We start from the raw sequence: 16,115 nt of genomic DNA, 5'->3' as shown, positions 1-16,115 counted from the left end.
CTATGAAACTCAACGTCGTTCCCGCAAAAACTGGCTCGCTCTGGGTGCGTCAAGGCATCCGTGCTTTTTGGAAGCAACCACTCGCACTCACAGGCTTGTTCTTCATGTTCATGGCCAGCATGTCCATCCTCTCCATCGTGCCCATGGTGGGTGGTTTCTTGGCGTTGATGTTGCTGCCTGCAGCCTCACTCGGTTTGATGGCTGCCACACGCGAGGTGGAACTCGGTAAATTCCCCATGCCATTCATCTTGGCCGCAGGATTCAGGACCGGCGCCGAAGGCAAGCGCAACATGGTGGTGTTGGGTGCCATCTATGCTCTGTGCTTTGTTGGCGTGATGGGTTTGTCCACGCTGGTCGATGGTGGTGAGTTCGCCAAGTTGTATTTGGTCGGTGGTTCACTGGATGTGGAGACCATCATGGACTCCGATTTTCAAAACGCCATGTGGCTGTCGCTGATGCTGTATTTGCCCTTGTCTTTGGTGTTTTGGCACGCCCCTGCGCTGACCCACTGGCATGGCGTGCCCTGGAGCAAAAGTTTGTTCTTCAGCACCGTGGCTTGCTTGAGCAACTGGCGCGCGTTCTTGGTGTTTGGATTGATGTGGACAGCTATTTTCTTAGGTACCACCTTGGTCATCACGCTGATCGGTGGCTTGGTGGGTGATGGCGACTTTGCCGCCATGGCCTTGCTGCCCGCCATGCTGATGCTGGCATCCATGTTTTTTTGCTCGACTTACTACAGCTTCAAAGACTGCTTCACCTCAGACGTGATTTACGCTTGATCACACCTGCGTGAGCTTGGCCACACTGAGCGCCAGCCACTTGGTGCCGTGGCGCGAGAAGTTCACTTGCGCACGGGCGTCGTCGCCCACGCCTTCGATGCTGACCACTGCGCCCTCGCCAAACTTGGCGTGAAACACCTGCACACCGCTGCGCACCCACGCATTGGGGCCACTGGCCATGGGTGCAGCCCGCTGAGGCACTGGCGAGGGTGCTGCCGCTGTAGCGGCACCGCCACCCCACGCATGGTTAGACCACGCAGGGTTTTGCCAAGCATCACGACGCGCGGGCATGGCATCGGCAAAGGCTGAACGCGCAGGCGTGATCCACTTCATGGCGTGCTCGGGCAGTTCTTCGAAAAAACGGCTTTTCAAGTTGTAGCGCGTTTGGCCATGCAGCATGCGGGTTTGTGAATGGCTCAAATACAAACGCTGACGCGCACGCGTGATGGCCACATACATGAGGCGACGCTCTTCTTCGAGGCCGTCAAAATCGTTCATCGAGTTTTCGTGGGGAAACAAGCCCTCTTCCATACCTGTGATGAACACACAGTCAAACTCCAAGCCTTTGGAGGCATGCACGGTCATGAGCTGAATCGCGTCTTGGCCCGCTTGGGCTTGGTTATCGCCCGACTCCAACGCCGCATGTGTGAGGAAGGCCGCCAGGGGCGACAAGGTTTCGCCTGTGTCAGCGTTGATCATGGTTTGAGGTGCCGCATTGACATCAGTCGCCACAGGCTGGCCGTGTTCGTCCACAGGCAAAGCAATGGCATCACGACCAAAACCTTCTTGCGTCACGAAGCTTTCGGCGGCGTTGACCAATTCTTGCAAATTCTCAATCCGGTCCTGGCCTTCGCGCTCGCTTTGGTAATGGGCGATCAAGCCGGAGTGGTCCAGCAAGAGTTCAATGATTTGGCGCAGGTTTTGGCCCTGCGTTTGCTCGCGCAGCACATCAATCTTGGCCACAAAAGCGCTGAGGTTGGCGCCTGCTTTGCCCGCCACCGCCGTGGTGGCATCGCTCATGGCGCAGCCCATCGCGCGTGAGGCGTCTTGCAGCTGCTCGATGCTGCGCGCACCAATGCCACGCGGCGGGAAATTGACCACGCGCATGAAGCTGGTGTCGTCGCGTGGGTTTTCTAGCAAGCGCAAATAGGCCAGCGCGTGTTTGATTTCAGCACGCTCAAAAAAGCGCAAGCCACCGTACACGCGATACGGCATAGCAGCGTTGAACAACGCGGTTTCAATCACACGGCTTTGTGCGTTGCTGCGGTAGAGCACAGCAATTTCGCTGCGGTGCTGCACACCGTTTTTGCCGTCGCCGTCTTTGCCATCGCGCAAGAGTTGCTTTATCTCTTCCACCATCCATTGCGCTTCGGCAAAGTCGGTGGGCGACTCGTACACGCGCACGGGCTCGCCGGCGCCTTGGGTGGTGTGCAGGTTTTTACCCAAGCGGCCTTTGTTGTGGCTGATCAAGTGGTTGGCGCTGTCCAAAATATTGCTGAAGCTGCGGTAGTTTTGCTCGAGCTTGATTTGGTGGGTCACGTTGTACTCGCGCACAAAGTCGGCCATATTGCCCACGCGTGCGCCGCGAAAGGCGTAGATGCTTTGGTCATCGTCACCCACTGCCAAGATGGCTCCGCCGCCTTGGTCCACTGGGCCTGCGAGTTGTTTGAGCCAGGCGTACTGCAGCTTGTTGGTGTCTTGAAACTCGTCGACCAAGATGTGTTGAAAGCGACGGCGGTAGTGGTCGCGCAAGGCATCGTTGTCGCGCAGCAGCTCGTACGAACGCAGCATGAGCTCGCCAAAGTCCACCACGCCTTCGCGTTGGCATTGGGCTTCGTACAGCTCGTACAGCTCCACACGTTTGCGGTCATCGGGGTCGCGCACCACCACGTCTTTGGGGCGCAGGCCGTCTTCTTTGCAACTGGCGATGAAGCGCATGGTTTGCTTGGGCGGGTAGCGCTCGTCATCCACCTGAAACTGCTTGCTCAATCGCTTGATGGCACTCAGCTGGTCTTGGGTATCCAAGATTTGAAAGGACTGGGGCAAGTTGGCCAATTTCCAGTGCGCGCGCAAAAAGCGGTTGCACAGCCCGTGAAAAGTGCCTACCCACATGCCGCGCACACTCACCGGCAGCATGGCCGACAAACGCGTAAGCATTTCTTTGGCCGCTTTGTTGGTAAACGTCACCGCCAGCAAGCCGCCTGGCGACACCTGCCCGGTTTGCATGAGCCACGCAATGCGCGTGGTCAGCACCCTTGTCTTGCCCGAACCCGCGCCCGCCAAGATGAGGGCATGCGCCTGAGGCAAGGTGACCGCCGCCGCTTGTTCGTTGTTGAGGCCTTGGAGCAAGGGGGATCTGTCAGGTGAAAAATGCATGGCGCAATTTTAGGGTTTAGAATCAGCCACCGGGCCCAAGATTCTTGCGCTCGGTTTTTTTATGCTCGCTTTTGCGCCTTGAAAAACCGGCCAAGCCAAGCGCTCAATCTTCGAACGTTACTTTCTGGAGCTTGGGAAAATGGAAATTTTTGATTACGACAACATCTTGTTGCTGCCACGCAAGTGCCGCGTGGAAAGCCGCTCTGAATGCGATGCAGGTGTAGAGCTCGGTGGCCGCAAGTTCCGCTTGCCCGTCGTTCCTGCCAACATGAAGACCGTGGTGGATGAACACATCTGCCTGTGGATGGCGCAAAACAATTACTTCTACGTGATGCACCGCTTTGACTTGGACAATGTGCAATTCGTCAAAGACATGCATGCCAAGGGTGTGTACGCCTCTATTTCTTTGGGCGTCAAAGGCCCAGACCGCGCCACGGTGGACTCACTGGCTGCAGCAGGCATCACACCTGAATACATCACCATCGACATTGCTCACGGCCACGCCGACAGCGTGCGCGACATGATTGGCTACATCAAGGCCAAGTTGCCCAAGAGCTTTGTCATCGCGGGCAATGTAGCCACGCCCGAAGCTGTGATTGACCTCGAAAACTGGGGCGCTGATGCCACCAAAGTGGGCGTGGGCCCAGGCAAGGTGTGTATCACCAAACTCAAAACAGGCTTTGGCACCGGCGGCTGGCAGTTGTCAGCGGTGAAATGGTGCGCCCGCGTGGCGACCAAGCCCATCATTGCGGACGGCGGCATTCGCAGCCACGGCGACATTGCCAAGAGTGTTCGCTTTGGCGCCAGCATGGTGATGATTGGTTCGCTGTTTGCAGGCCACGAAGAATCGCCAGGCAAGACCGTGGAAGTGGACGGCGAGTTGTTCAAAGAGTATTACGGCTCAGCCTCTGACTTCAACAAAGGCGAATACAAGCACGTGGAAGGCAAGCGCATCCTAGAGCCCGTCAAAGGCAAGCTGGCCAACACGCTGATTGAGATGGAGCAAGACGTTCAGAGCTCCATCAGCTACGCGGGCGGCGTGAAGCTCATGGACATTCGCAAAGTGAACTACGTCACGCTGGGTGGCGACAACGCGGGCGAACATCTGTTGATGTAAGCCTCGCGCTGCGGCTTACTTGTTCAGCAACTCAAGCGCCAGCGCATGCAAGCGGTGGCCGGGTTGCGTCATGGCTTCCACGATGCTGAAGTGCTGCAAGCCCTCCAAAGTCTCGGCCACTGGCACGCACACATTGCCCCAAGCGTGTTGAATCAAAAAGGTGTGGCGCACAAATTCTTCACTCTCTATCCCCCCGGCCACACTGTAGAGCGTGCGCCGCTTGGGCGCTGGCATCCAAGCAGGGCTGTTGCGCAGCACCACCTCATCGGTCAAGCGCAAACTGTCTGTGAGAAATGGGGCGGCTTGGACCGATGCCAGCTCATACAAACCAGAAATCGACAAAGCCTTGGTGACCAAATGGGCAGGTAAATCAGCCGCATAGGCTTGCCAATCACAGGCCAGCATCATGGTCACCAAGTGACCGCCAGCTGAATGCCCCACCAGAGTGATGCGACTGGGATCACCACCAAAGCGATGGATGTTGCGCCACACCCAGGCCACACACTTGACCATTTGCAAGGTGATGTCAGATACCGTCACTGCGGGGCACAGCGCATAGTTGGGCATCACCACATGCGCGCCGTGCGCGGTGAAGGTGGGTGCAATGAACGAATGGTCTGCCTTGTCGAGTGAGCGCCAATAACCGCCATGGATGAACACCACCACGGGCGCCTTGTCAGCGGCTGAGAGACTGGGAAAAATATCCAATGTTTCGTTCAAACCTCGACCATAGGCGACGTCTTGAAAGCAACGATGCGTGGCACGCACGTGGGCAGAGGCATCACGCCAATGTGCAAAGTGCGCTGCATGCTCGGGCACCAAAGCGCGGTTGTTGTACATGCGGTCATACCAAGCACCGTCGCGTTGCGTCATAGTTTTTTCTCTAAAAGAATTTGCACATTGGTCCAACTGCGGTTTTGGATGCGGCTGTTTTCTGCCACGCCATTGCCGCTGTAGATGCTGCCCGTGGTGTAAGTGCGCGGATCTAGATTGCTCAAGGTCAGGCGCCAAGCGGTGCTGCTGTCTAAACGCCACAAACCATACACATCCATCACCTGTTTTTGCGACACGGTGGTCAGTTGTTCGGCACTCAAACGCGTGCTGTAACCGGGGTTGTAGTTGACGTTGCCACCGATGGTGAGAGGTGCGGATTTCAATCGGTAATCCGCGCCCAAGTTGGCTGTCATGGTGGGTTGCTGGTCAAGGCGGTTGTCTGGCCCCATCACACTGAGCACACGGGAGCGGTAAAAGCTCAGGTTGTTGCGCAGATCGATGTGCGGGGCCTCGGCGATCCACTGGTCCAAGCGGAACTTGGCCTCTAGCTCAACGCCTTCGGTGACGGCTTCGCTGATGTTTTGTGGTCTAGACAACCAGCGACCAGTCACCCCAGGCTCCAATGTGGTCACACTGCGAATCAGGTTTTGCACGCGGCGGTGAAACACACTGGCACTGAGTACGCCACCCTGCGGCAAATAGCGCTCGACAGCCACATCCAAGCCAGTCGCAATTTCAGGCTTGAGGTTGGGGTTGCCTGATACATCTGGGTTGGTGGCGCTGTTGTCATCACGCGTGTAAGCGCGTCTGGCCAACAAGATGGGCATGCTGGGCGTTTTAAAGCTGCGTGTGAGGCTCATGCGCACTTGGTCGCGGCTATTGGGGTCGGGGCGCCACATGGCATGCAGCAAGGGTGTGAACACGCTGTTGCGGTTGGTCACGTCGCCAGCACTGGTGCTGCCTTCTGTGGTCAAGCCCTCGGAACGCGCGCCCACATGCGTAGACCAATTCGGCGTGAGCTGCCATTCATCTTGAGAATACACGGCATAGCGCATCGTGCTTGCTCTGAAATCCGCACTTCCAGAGATTTTTTGGTAAAGACCCACCACACTTTGCGATCGGCGAACCGTCTCAAGCTCCGCCCCACTGACCCACTGGTGACCTCCGCCCATCACATTGGTGTATTTGCCACTGAGGCTGGCTGATCGATCTTGGACCTGTGAATTTTCCTGCACCCTTGGAATGAGCAAGATGTTCGTCGAGTTTTGTTGAAATTCATTGTGGCTATTCCAGCCGCCTACATTGAATTTCCATTCCATGTTGCTGTCCATAGACAGCTTGCGTCGCCACTGGCCGTTCAAGCGGGCCAGTTCAAAGTGATTTTTATTTTCGCCGGTCGCGGTCGCGGGGCTTCCATCCAGATTTACACCGTTGAGGGACTCGGTGGCACGCATCGAACTTGGCGTTGTACCCTGAGACAACAACACAAAGGGGGTCAGGGTGAAAGTTTCGCCCGGATCACCCTTGAGCTGTAAGCGCGCTGTGACGTTCATACCTTGGCGACCGTAATGGCTGTCGCTCACACGTTGACGCAAGGTGGTGCCCAAGGCATCAGTGCGGGTTAAATCATTTTCACTGTGGTCAGGCGCGGCAAACCGATTCACGGACAAGGTGTAGTTGCCCGTCCATCGTTCAGCATCGTGGTGCTTGACGACCGATGCGGTGGGCGACACGTAGCCGCCTTGAAACGACGAGCCCATTTTGAGCTCGGTCGGCATGCCCTTGCGGCCCTCGCGCGTGATGATGTTGATGGTGCCTGCAATGGCTTGGGCACCCGTCTCGGCCGTGGGGGCGCGGTAAATTTCCACACGCTCCACCATCTCAGGCGTGAGCGACTCAACTGAAAACCCGGGTGGCACGCGTTGACCATCCAGCAAGATTTGTGTGTAGCCTTGGCTCAAACCACGCATGCGAATGCCGCCGCCCCTGCCAGGCGCACCACCCAAGGTGATGCCCGGCATGCGTTTCAAAATCTCGCCAAGGTTAGCGTCACCTTGGCGCTCAATCTCTTCACGGCCAATGACAATTTTGCTGGCGGTCGATTCGCGGCGTTGTTGCGTGTCGTTGTCCCGCCCACTTGTGATCTCAATGCGGCCCATATCCGAGGTGCCGGTGGCAGGTGCAGGGGTTGGCTGCGCCATTGCCGCGAAGGTGCTCAGAGCAAAAGGTACTAACAATGAGTGAGCGGTGGGCTGAAAGTGCATGGGCAAAAGTTTACCGAGGTATCTATGTCCTTGCCGTGTAAAGTTCGGGTTTTATATTTGACACAAGTTTCATGAGCCAAGCTGCTGCACCACACGCCTACGAAATCAAAAGTGCCTCCTTGCCCTTGGTGTCTTTTCTCCTCAAAACCCCCGACACATCCGCTTTGCAAGCCGATCTCGCACGCCGCTTGGGCCCAACCCCTGGTTTCTTTGACAATGACCCCGTGGTGATCGACCTGAGCCTCCTAGAAGACCCCCACAGCCGACTCGACCTGCCCTCGGTCTGCCTGATGCTGCGCACACACCACATGCTGCCTGTAGCCGTGCGTGGCGCAAATGACGACCAATTAGCTAACGCTCGCAAGGCGGGCTTGTTTGAGGCCAGCGATCTGAGCATTCAAACCCCCACGGCACCCAGCTTGCAACCCGTGGTGCAAGAGGTGATACGCGAAGTTGAGGTGGTGCGCGAGCTGCCAACGGGCAGCGGCACCGCCATGGTGATCGACAAGCCGCTGCGCTCTGGCCAGCATGTGTATGCCAAAGGCCGCGACCTGATTGTGCTGGCCATGGTCAACCCCGGGGCCGAGATCATGGCCGATGGCCACATCCATGTTTATGCGCCCCTCCGCGGCAAAGCCATAGCAGGTGCGCGCGGCGACGAACAAGCGCGCATCTTCACCTCATGCCTAGAAGCTGAGTTGCTCTCTATTGCAGGCACCTACCGAACCAGTGGCGATGCCCAGTTGCCTGTTGATGTGGCTGGCAAAGCTGCGCAAATCCGCCTGCAAGGCGATAAGTTGGTCATGCAAGCACTGTAAAATTCAACAATCAAATAACAGAAACAACTTGGGCTTTATTCATGACAAAAATCGTGGTGGTGACTTCTGGCAAGGGCGGCGTGGGCAAGACCACAACCAGCGCCAGTTTTTCCTCAGGCCTCGCGTTGCGCGGCTTCAAAACGGTGGTCATCGACTTTGACGTCGGCCTGCGTAACCTCGACCTCATCATGGGTTGCGAGCGACGCGTGGTGTATGACTTCATCAACGTCATCAACGGTGAAGCCACCCTCAACCAAGCCTTGATCAAAGACAAGCAGTGCGACAACTTGTTTGTGCTGGCTGCCTCTCAAACCCGGGACAAAGACGCGCTATCACAAGACGGCGTGGAGCGCGTGTTGAACGACCTCAAAGAAATGAAGTTTGACTACATCGTGTGCGACTCACCCGCCGGCATCGAAGTTGGCGCAATGATGGCCATGCACTTTGCTGACGAAGCTTTGGTGGTCACCAATCCCGAGGTCTCCTCCGTGCGCGACTCTGATCGCATTTTGGGCATGCTCAGCAGCAAAACCAAACGTGCGATTGACGGCGACACGCCCATCAAAGAGCACTTACTCATCACGCGCTACAACCCCAGCCGCGTTGAGGACGGCCACATGCTGTCGCTGGAAGACATTCAAGACATCTTGCGCATTCCCTTGATTGGCGTCATTCCCGAATCAGAAACTGTGTTGACCGCTTCCAACCAAGGCTTGCCTGCGGTTCATTTAGAAAATACCGATGTGTCTGAGGCCTACAAAGACGTGATCAGCCGTTTCTTGGGCGAAGACGTGCCGATGCGCTTCACGGATTACGTCAAACCTGGTTTGTTTAAACGCATGTTTGGCGGAAAGTAAGCCATGTCCTTGCTCTCACTCCTGCTCGGTGAAAAGAAAAAAACCGCCAACGTTGCCAAAGAACGTTTGCAATTCATACTCACCCATGAGCGCTCGGGCCGCAATCCGCAGCCCGATTACTTGCCTGCTTTGCAACGCGACTTGGTGGCCGTGCTGTCGAAATACGTCAAGATCAACCCAGATGACATCAAAGTCAATCTAGAGCGTCACGACAACCTTGAAGTACTCGAAGTCAAAATCGAACTGCCCGACTGAGTGACATTTGCACACAACAATAAAAAGCGACCCGAGGGTCGCTTTTTATTTGGCTTGCACCAGCATGGGGCGAATTAACCGCCTTTGTTGGAACGCTTGCCAGGGTTCTTTTTGCTACGTGTCGCAACACCGCGCTCAAGACTCACACGTTGGCCACGACCACCGGTGCGCAGCATGGTGCCTGGCAGGGGAACAGGTTTTGGTGCGCGTTGACGGTCGGCTTCGGTGACGATTTTGTTTCCCATGAAATTCTTCCAGTTAAAAAAAGTTACAGCCCGCAATTAGGCCACATGTTTGGCGTATTTTCGCATGTAACCGCTCATAATCGACACAACACAAGGCATTTATGAACCCCATCATCAGCGAACTGCTCGCACGCATCCAGCACATCGAGTCAGAGATCGAGCTGGAGATGCAGCTCAAACGCGCAGAGCTCAAAGCCGACTTCGATGAAACCCGTGTGCGCTTTGAGCGTGAGGTGTTGGAGCAACAGCGTCGCTTCAAAACAGGGGTGATGGCTTACCTGTTGACTGCCAACTGGCTCAGCGTGCTGACAGCGCCCGTGATTTACGCCCTGTTGTTTCCCATCCTGCTGCTTGACCTGTGCATCACCGTGTATCAGCACATTTGTTTTCGCGCGTATGGCCTGGCCCGCGTCAAGCGCGGCAGCTACTTTGTGTACGACCGCACGCATTTGGCCTACCTGAATTTGATTGAAAAAATCAACTGCGCCTACTGCTCGTATGGCAACGGCGTGATGGCCTATGGGCGCGAGGTGGTGGCGCGCACCGAGCAGTATTGGTGCCCCATCAAACACGCCCGCAAAATCATGGCAGCGCACCCCTACTACACCGGCTTTGTAGACTTTGGCAATGCGCAAAGCTACAAGGACGAGCTTGAAAATCTGCGCACTGAGCTGACCAAACTCAAATAAAAATTTCCCCATGCCACACACCGACATTGACAAGCGCTTGATGGACTTAGAGGTCAAGGCCAGCTTCACCGAAGATTGGGTGGAGCAACTCAACCAAACCATTTTTCAGCAGCAGCAACAGATCGACGCGCTGATCCGTGAGGTGAGCCAGCTGCGCCAGCAAACGCCTGACGGCGGATCGGGTGGCTTCACCCGTGCGCAAGACGAGTTGCCGCCGCATTACTAAAAAACATTTCATCAGGAGACACCCATGCCAAAAACAGTCGATTACTACCTGGCCCCGCAAAGCCCTTGGACCTATTTGGGCCATCAAAGGTTTGTGCAAATTGCCAAAGACACGGGCGCCACCGTGCGCGTGAAGCCGATGGACTTGGGCAAGGTGTTCCCCATCTCGGGCGGCCTGCCCTTGGGCAAACGTGCGCCGCAGCGCCAAGCATATCGATTGGTCGAATTGACACGTTTCAGCAAGGCGCTGAACATGCCACTGAACCTGCATCCCAAGTTCTTCCCGGTTGCGGGCGACCCTGCGGCCAAGCTGATCATTGCGGTGGACATGCACCACGGCACGCCAGCGGCTTTGGCCATCACCGGCGATGTTTTATCTGCCGTGTGGCACGAAGAAAGCGACATTGCCGATGCCGCCACTTTGGCCAAGCTGTTGAGCAAACACCAACTCGATGGCGCATGCCTGGCGTTGTCTAGCAGCGCTGAAGTACAGACCCGCTACGACAGCTACACCCAAAACGCCAAAGACGCACAAGTGTTTGGCGCGCCAAGCTTTGTGATAGATGGCGAGATGTTTTGGGGCCAAGACCGTTTGGACTTTGTGGCCGCCGCACTCAAGTCGTAAAAAAGCACCGACGCAAAACAACTCAGCCACCGACGTTGCACACATGGTGCAACGCGGTGGCTGAATACTTTTAGCCCGCCAGGAAGCGGGTATCCATCAATTAACGCGGTGTGCGTGGCTTAGGTGCGCGCTTCTTGGCATCAAAGCCGCCACCAAAAGACTTGCCTGCCGCTGGGCGAGCTGGCTTGTCAAACGGTGTGCGACCTGCTTCAAACGGAGCACGTGGGCCGCGTGCTGGGGCACGGTCATCAAAGCTTCGCGGTGCACGGTCTTCAAAGCTACGTGGGGCACCAAAGTTGCCGCGAGGGGCGCCTTGGCCTTCGCCAAAGTTACCACGAGGGGCGCCACGGCTGTCTGCGCCGAAACCACGGCTCTCACCGAAGTTGCCGCGAGGAGCGCCTTGACGTGGCTCAAAGCTGTTGCCACGAGGGGCGTCAGAACGGTGGTTGTCTTGGCGGCCTTCGAAACGGCCCTCAGAACGGCCTTCAGAGCGGCCTTCCGAACGTGGCTCGAAGCGGCCTTGGCCATTGCCTTCAAAGCGACCACCACCGCCACCAAATTTGTTGCCGCCTCCAAAGCCCCCGCGGTTACCACCGCCACCAAACTTACCGCCGCCTTTGCGGTCGTAGTCACGGCCAGCACCGCCACGTTGTTCAACGCGTTGGGTGGGCTCCATGCCTGGGATCACTTCAGCTGTGAACTGCTGACGCGTGTAGGCTTCGATGTCATAAATCTTGCGCTTGTCGCGAAACTCTGCAAGCGTCACTGCCAAGCCGTCGCGACCCGCACGACCGGTACGGCCAATGCGGTGGGTGTAGTCTTCAGACTTCATCGGCAAACCAAAATTGAACACGTGCGTCACGGTGGGCACATCAATGCCGCGCGCGGCCACGTCGGTTGCCACCAAGAACTGCACTTGACCTTGGCGCAACGCCATCAAGCGGCGGTTACGCAAGCCTTGGCTTAAGGCGCCGTGCAAAGCGACTGCGGAAAAGCCTTCTTGTTGCAAGTCATTGGCCAAGCCGTCGCATTCAATTTGCGTGCTGGCAAAGATGATGGCTTGGTTGATGGTGGTGTCACGCAAAAGGTGGTCCAACAAACGGCGCTTGTGTTGTGCGTTGTCCGCCCAATGCAGGATTTGGCGAATGTTGCTGTGCTTTTCTTGGGGCGAATCAATTTGCACGCGTTGGGGTTGACGCATGACGCGGGTGGCCAACTGCTGAATGCGCGGCGCAAAGGTGGCGCTGAACATCATGGTTTGCTTGCGATCAATGGTGAGTTGGTTGATTTCAGCCAAGTCGTCCGAGAAACCGAGGTCCAACATGCGGTCGGCTTCGTCCACCACCAAGAATTGAACCTTGTCCAACTTGATTTGCATCGAGCGTTGCAGGTCAAGCAAACGGCCAGGAGTGGCCACCACCAAATCAGCGTTTTGCAGCTTGGCAATTTGCAACTGGTAAGGCATGCCGCCCACCACGTTGGCCACGCGCAAACCACGGCAATGCTTGACCAAGTCGATGGCGTCGTGCGCCACCTGCTGTGCCAATTCGCGGGTGGGGCAAACAATCAAGGCGCCAGGTGTGGGGGCTTTGAAGTTACGTGTGTTGGTAGGGTCTTTGCGCTTGGCACGCTTAGGGGGCTCTTCGCCATTGGCAGCAGCGTCAGCCACCAGCTTGTCCCACGCTGCTTTGTCAGCGGCATCGGCTTGGGCTTGTTGCTGGAGCAAGGTGTGCAACACAGGCAACAAAAATGCCGCTGTTTTGCCGCTACCTGTTTGGCTCGACACCATCAAGTCGATGAACCCTGCCTTGGCATCTGCATTGGCAGATGGCAAAGCCAAAGGAATGGTTTTGAGTTGAACCGTGGTGGGTTGTGTGTAGCCAAGATCAGCCACAGCTTGCACCAGTTCAGGGGCCAAGCCCAGTTCGACAAAGCCGTTAGGCACGTCGGCTTGGACGGCTTCAGGCGCATCGGCTGGCGTAGCTTCAGGCGCTTGAATGCCCTCAGTGGACACTGCATGTGGAGCAGCCATAGAAATAGTTTCGGCAGGCGCAAATTCGCCTGTCACATTGAATGTGTCAGTCATGATTTTTCTCGCACGTGAGCGCCGCAAGTTGTGCGACTGCTCCGTTCTAGGTTAAAAAACATCAACCATCAAACGGAACCTGCTCTGACCCGCTAGGGGTTTGTTCAGTGCTTGGGGCTCTTTTGGCGAGCCCGGTGAATGAAGGGAGATGTACAAATTCGCTACGGCTTTGTAGCGAAGTAGGCGATTATGACATGAATTCGGGTAATTACCTAATTAAAGTTTCAAGAAGTGTTCACGGTAGTGAATCATCTCGTCAATCGACTCGTGCACATCGGCCAACGCCGTGTGTTTCTGGGCCTTTTTGAAGGCATTCAACACCTCAGGCTTCCAGCGGCGGGACAGCTCTTTCAAGGTGCTCACATCCACGTTGCGGTAGTGAAACCAGGCCTCGAGTTTGGGCATGTACTTGTTCAAGAACCGACGGTCTTGGCCAATGGTGTTGCCACACATGGGAGAAACACCCTTGGACACATAAGGTTTCATGAAGGCAATGAGTTGCGCTTGCGCTTGCTCTTCGGTCACCGTGGACGCTTTGACTTTGTCAATCAAACCGCTCTTGCCGTGCGTGCCTTTGTTCCATGCGTCCATCTTGCTGAGCAACTCGTCGCTTTGGTGAATCACAAACACAGGGCCTTCGATGCGCACTGACAAATCGGGGCTGGTCACAATGACGGCGATTTCCAGCAAACGCTCGCGCTCGGGATCAAGGCCAGACATTTCGCAATCCAACCACACCAAGTTCAGGTCTGACTTGGCAAGTTGGGGGGGAACAGGGGTAACAGGAGTGGGAGCAACTTCAGACATGGGCCAGATTGTCGCCCATCATCTAAACTCTGCCACCATGATGAATCCCTCTTTCACAATGACTTTGACACTGGCTGCCTTGCTGGTCGTCAACCTTCTCACCAAACTGTGGCTCAGTGGCCGCCAAGTGCGCCATGTGGCTCAGCACCGCGTCCAAGTGCCCGCCGCCTTTGCCCACACCATCAGCTTAGATGCGCACCAAAAAGCCGCCGACTACACACTCGCTAAATCACGCGTGGGCTTGATGGACTTGGGGCTCGATGCCATCACCTTGATGGCGTGGACATTGTTCGGCGGTTTAGACCTTCTCAACAAACTCACGCTCGATTGGCTGGGCGCTGGCATGGTGCAACAAGTTGCGCTGGTGGTGAGCTTTGGCTTGATTGGCGGATTGATTGGCTTGCCTTTGTCGCTCTACCAGACCTTTGGCATTGAACAGCGTTTTGGCTTTAACAACACCACGCCCAAGTTGTGGGTGAGCGACCTGCTCAAAGGCTTGTTGGTCGGTATGGTGTTGGGCTTGCCCATTCTCTGGTTGGTACTGTGGCTGATGGAAGCTGGCGGCGCGCTGTGGTGGTTCTACGCTTGGGTGGCGCTGGTGGTGTACCAGTTGTTTGTGATGTGGATTGCTCCCAACGTCATCATGCCTTTGTTCAACAAGTTCACACCGCTACAAGACGCCACCCTCAAAGAACGTGTGACCGCGCTGATGACCCGCTCGGGTTTTACTGCCAAAGGTTTTTTTGTGATGGACGGCAGCCGCCGCTCGGCCCACTCGAATGCTTTTTTCACTGGCTTTGGCGCAGCCAAACGCGTGGTGTTTTTTGACACACTGCTGGCCAAATTGAATGGCGACGAAATGGAGGCCGTATTGGCCCACGAGTTAGGCCACTTCAAGCACCGCCACATTTTGAAAATGATGGCTACCAGTTTTGCTACCAGCCTTGCAGGCTTGGCATTGCTGGGTTGGGTATCGCAACAGGTGTGGTTCTACACGGGCTTAGGGGTCATGCCTAACCTGAGTGGCCACAACAGCGCATTGGCTTTGCTGCTGTTCATGTTGGTGCTGCCTTTGTTCACTTTTTTTGTATCGCCTTTGTCTGCTGGCCGCTCACGCAAGTTTGAATTTGAAGCCGACGCCTATGCTGTGGCAAACAGCGATGGCAAGGCCCTGGCCAGCGCCCTGCTGAAGCTGTACCAAGACAACGCCTCCACCCTCACACCCGACCCTTGGTATGTGGCGTTTTACTATTCCCACCCGCCCGCGTCTCAGCGCTTGGCGCGGATGGCCGCATGAAGCAACCTGGCTTGGTGGTGGCCAGCCATGGGCGCCACTGCATGGTGGAGTCTCCCAACGGTGAACGACGCATTTGCCATCCACGTGGCAAGAAAAGCCAAGTGGTGGTGGGTGACCGCGTGCTTTGGCTGGCCAGCACCGATGAGGGCACGATCGAAAAAGTCGAACCGCGCCACAACTTGTTTTACCGACAAGACGAGATTCGCACCAAGTCATTTGCGGCCAACTTAGACCAAGTGCTCATTTTGTTAGCGGCTGAGCCTGAGTTCTCTGAAATGCAGCTCACGCGGGCGCTGATTGCCGCCGAAGCGGAGCACATCTTGCCCCTGATCGTGCTGAACAAGCGTGATTTGACTGAGCTGCATGCGCGTGCCTTTGCACGCCTTGAGCCTTACGTGAAGATGGGCTACACCGTGCTGCAAGGTGCATTCAAGTCCGGTGATTTGGGTGACTTGCCTGAGCGTCTGAAGCACAAAACCACCCTGGTGCTGGGCCCCTCAGGCACGGGCAAAAGCACACTCATCAACGCGCTGGTTCCCAACGCCAATGTGGCCACGGCGGAAATTTCGCAAGCGCTCAACTCAGGCAAACACACCACCACGTCCACCACTTGGCATTGGGTAGATGCTGAGCGCAAAACAGGATTGATTGATTCACCCGGTTTTCAAGAGTTTGGCGTGCACCATATCGATGCCATGCAGCTGGCAGCCTACATGCCAGACTTCAAACCGCATGTGACGCACTGCAAGTTTTACAACTGCACGCATTTACACGAACCTGCGTGCGGGGTGCAAGACGCGGTCACGGCTGGAGCGATCAGCCCTTCGCGCTACAAGCTCTACGGCATGTTGTTTGCCGAACTCACCCAGCCTGTGAATTATTGAAAGCCGTTGAGGATTCG

16 protein-coding genes are annotated in these 16,115 nt (G+C 56.2%); 10 read left to right on the top strand and 6 right to left on the bottom strand.

All coding sequences use genetic code 11. The features are described from left to right. The first annotated feature begins 2 nt into the window (after positions 1–2). Positions 3–779 carry a BPSS1780 family membrane protein gene (locus V7Q41_RS08180; protein WP_333845292.1) on the top strand — a complete coding sequence of 259 codons (777 nt, stop codon included), beginning with the start codon at positions 3–5 and terminating at the stop codon, positions 777–779. On the opposite strand, the gene V7Q41_RS08175 is transcribed toward V7Q41_RS08180, so the two are convergent. Beyond that, positions 780–3,155, bottom strand: a complete 2,376-nt coding sequence (locus V7Q41_RS08175) for a UvrD-helicase domain-containing protein (protein ID WP_333845290.1) — start codon at positions 3,153–3,155, stop codon at positions 780–782. A 139-nt stretch (positions 3,156–3,294) separates the two neighbouring features. Between V7Q41_RS08175 and V7Q41_RS08170 the strand changes: the two genes are divergently transcribed. After that, the gene (locus V7Q41_RS08170) at positions 3,295–4,272 is read left to right on the top strand and encodes a GMP reductase (protein WP_333845288.1); all 978 of its coding nucleotides are present in this window, start codon (positions 3,295–3,297) and stop codon (positions 4,270–4,272) included. A gap of 15 nt (positions 4,273–4,287) precedes the next feature. Here V7Q41_RS08170 and V7Q41_RS08165 read toward each other — a convergent pair whose 3' ends face one another. Continuing rightward, a complete protein-coding gene (locus V7Q41_RS08165) occupies positions 4,288–5,145 on the bottom strand; it encodes an alpha/beta hydrolase (protein ID WP_333845285.1) in 858 nt (285 codons plus the stop codon). Continuing rightward, a complete protein-coding gene (locus V7Q41_RS08160) occupies positions 5,142–7,247 on the bottom strand; it encodes a TonB-dependent receptor plug domain-containing protein (protein WP_333845282.1) in 2,106 nt (701 codons plus the stop codon). Before V7Q41_RS08160 ends, V7Q41_RS08165 begins: the two co-directional genes overlap by 4 nt. Positions 7,248–7,381: 134 nt before the next feature. Here V7Q41_RS08160 and minC point away from each other — a divergent pair, with 134 nt between their 5' ends. From minC to minE, 3 genes are read left to right on the top strand one after another with little or no spacing between them, the layout of a single operon-like run. Beyond that, a complete protein-coding gene (gene minC, locus V7Q41_RS08155) occupies positions 7,382–8,128 on the top strand; it encodes a septum site-determining protein MinC (RefSeq protein WP_333845279.1) in 747 nt (248 codons plus the stop codon). Between the two features lie 41 nt (positions 8,129–8,169). Continuing rightward, positions 8,170–8,985, top strand: a complete 816-nt coding sequence (gene minD / locus V7Q41_RS08150) for a septum site-determining protein MinD (protein ID WP_333845277.1) — start codon at positions 8,170–8,172, stop codon at positions 8,983–8,985. Between the two features lie 3 nt (positions 8,986–8,988). Beyond that, a complete protein-coding gene (gene minE / locus V7Q41_RS08145; RefSeq protein ID WP_333845275.1) occupies positions 8,989–9,240 on the top strand; it encodes a cell division topological specificity factor MinE in 252 nt (83 codons plus the stop codon). Positions 9,241–9,314: 74 nt separating this feature from the next. Here minE and V7Q41_RS08140 read toward each other — a convergent pair whose 3' ends face one another. After that, complete coding sequence (locus tag V7Q41_RS08140) at positions 9,315–9,485, bottom strand: hypothetical protein (protein ID WP_333845272.1); 171 nt, start codon at positions 9,483–9,485, stop codon at positions 9,315–9,317. Positions 9,486–9,586: 101 nt separating this feature from the next. Between V7Q41_RS08140 and V7Q41_RS08135 the strand changes: the two genes are divergently transcribed. Genes V7Q41_RS08135 through V7Q41_RS08125 form a run of 3 tightly spaced genes read left to right on the top strand, consistent with a single transcriptional unit; the run spans position 9,587 to position 11,024 of the window. Continuing rightward, positions 9,587–10,174, top strand: a complete 588-nt coding sequence (locus V7Q41_RS08135) for a hypothetical protein (protein WP_333845270.1) — start codon at positions 9,587–9,589, stop codon at positions 10,172–10,174. Between the two features lie 10 nt (positions 10,175–10,184). Next, complete coding sequence (locus V7Q41_RS08130; RefSeq protein ID WP_333845268.1) at positions 10,185–10,400, top strand: SlyX family protein; 216 nt, start codon at positions 10,185–10,187, stop codon at positions 10,398–10,400. 24 nt (positions 10,401–10,424) lie between these two features. Next, a complete protein-coding gene (locus V7Q41_RS08125) occupies positions 10,425–11,024 on the top strand; it encodes a 2-hydroxychromene-2-carboxylate isomerase (RefSeq protein WP_333845266.1) in 600 nt (199 codons plus the stop codon). Positions 11,025–11,124: 100 nt separating this feature from the next. On the opposite strand, the gene V7Q41_RS08120 is transcribed toward V7Q41_RS08125, so the two are convergent. Together V7Q41_RS08120 and orn are read right to left on the bottom strand one after the other, a co-directional pair. Next, entirely contained in the window at positions 11,125–13,110 is a 1,986-nt protein-coding gene (locus V7Q41_RS08120) for a DEAD/DEAH box helicase (RefSeq protein ID WP_333845264.1), read from the bottom strand. 216 nt (positions 13,111–13,326) lie between these two features. Further along, positions 13,327–13,917 carry an oligoribonuclease gene (gene orn / locus V7Q41_RS08115; protein ID WP_333845262.1) on the bottom strand — a complete coding sequence of 197 codons (591 nt, stop codon included), beginning with the start codon at positions 13,915–13,917 and terminating at the stop codon, positions 13,327–13,329. A 40-nt stretch (positions 13,918–13,957) separates the two neighbouring features. Between orn and V7Q41_RS08110 the strand changes: the two genes are divergently transcribed. After that, positions 13,958–15,214: a M48 family metallopeptidase gene (locus tag V7Q41_RS08110; RefSeq protein ID WP_333845350.1), complete on the top strand. Its 1,257-nt coding sequence runs from the start codon at positions 13,958–13,960 to the stop codon at positions 15,212–15,214. After that, positions 15,211–16,098, top strand: a complete 888-nt coding sequence (gene rsgA, locus V7Q41_RS08105) for a ribosome small subunit-dependent GTPase A (RefSeq protein WP_333845260.1) — start codon at positions 15,211–15,213, stop codon at positions 16,096–16,098. The genes V7Q41_RS08110 and rsgA overlap by 4 nt, the downstream gene beginning before the upstream one ends. Positions 16,099–16,115 lie beyond the last annotated feature (17 nt).

Source organism: Limnohabitans sp. (assembly GCF_036804465.1).
Taxonomy (GTDB): Bacteria; Pseudomonadota; Gammaproteobacteria; order Burkholderiales; family Burkholderiaceae_C; genus Limnohabitans.
This window is presented reverse-complemented; position numbering and strand designations above follow the sequence as displayed.

Coding starts and splice junctions, on each gene's coding strand:
- V7Q41_RS08180 (WP_333845292.1), top strand. CDS start 3: ATGAAACTCAACGTCGTTCCCGCAAAAACTGGCTCGCTCTGGGTGCGT.
- V7Q41_RS08175 (WP_333845290.1), bottom strand. CDS start 3,155: ATGCATTTTTCACCTGACAGATCCCCCTTGCTCCAAGGCCTCAACAAC.
- V7Q41_RS08170 (WP_333845288.1), top strand. CDS start 3,295: ATGGAAATTTTTGATTACGACAACATCTTGTTGCTGCCACGCAAGTGC.
- V7Q41_RS08165 (WP_333845285.1), bottom strand. CDS start 5,145: ATGACGCAACGCGACGGTGCTTGGTATGACCGCATGTACAACAACCGC.
- V7Q41_RS08160 (WP_333845282.1), bottom strand. CDS start 7,247: ATGGCGCAGCCAACCCCTGCACCTGCCACCGGCACCTCGGATATGGGC.
- minC (WP_333845279.1), top strand. CDS start 7,382: ATGAGCCAAGCTGCTGCACCACACGCCTACGAAATCAAAAGTGCCTCC.
- minD (WP_333845277.1), top strand. CDS start 8,170: ATGACAAAAATCGTGGTGGTGACTTCTGGCAAGGGCGGCGTGGGCAAG.
- minE (WP_333845275.1), top strand. CDS start 8,989: ATGTCCTTGCTCTCACTCCTGCTCGGTGAAAAGAAAAAAACCGCCAAC.
- V7Q41_RS08140 (WP_333845272.1), bottom strand. CDS start 9,485: ATGGGAAACAAAATCGTCACCGAAGCCGACCGTCAACGCGCACCAAAA.
- V7Q41_RS08135 (WP_333845270.1), top strand. CDS start 9,587: ATGAACCCCATCATCAGCGAACTGCTCGCACGCATCCAGCACATCGAG.
- V7Q41_RS08130 (WP_333845268.1), top strand. CDS start 10,185: ATGCCACACACCGACATTGACAAGCGCTTGATGGACTTAGAGGTCAAG.
- V7Q41_RS08125 (WP_333845266.1), top strand. CDS start 10,425: ATGCCAAAAACAGTCGATTACTACCTGGCCCCGCAAAGCCCTTGGACC.
- V7Q41_RS08120 (WP_333845264.1), bottom strand. CDS start 13,110: ATGACTGACACATTCAATGTGACAGGCGAATTTGCGCCTGCCGAAACT.
- orn (WP_333845262.1), bottom strand. CDS start 13,917: ATGTCTGAAGTTGCTCCCACTCCTGTTACCCCTGTTCCCCCCCAACTT.
- V7Q41_RS08110 (WP_333845350.1), top strand. CDS start 13,958: ATGAATCCCTCTTTCACAATGACTTTGACACTGGCTGCCTTGCTGGTC.
- rsgA (WP_333845260.1), top strand. CDS start 15,211: ATGAAGCAACCTGGCTTGGTGGTGGCCAGCCATGGGCGCCACTGCATG.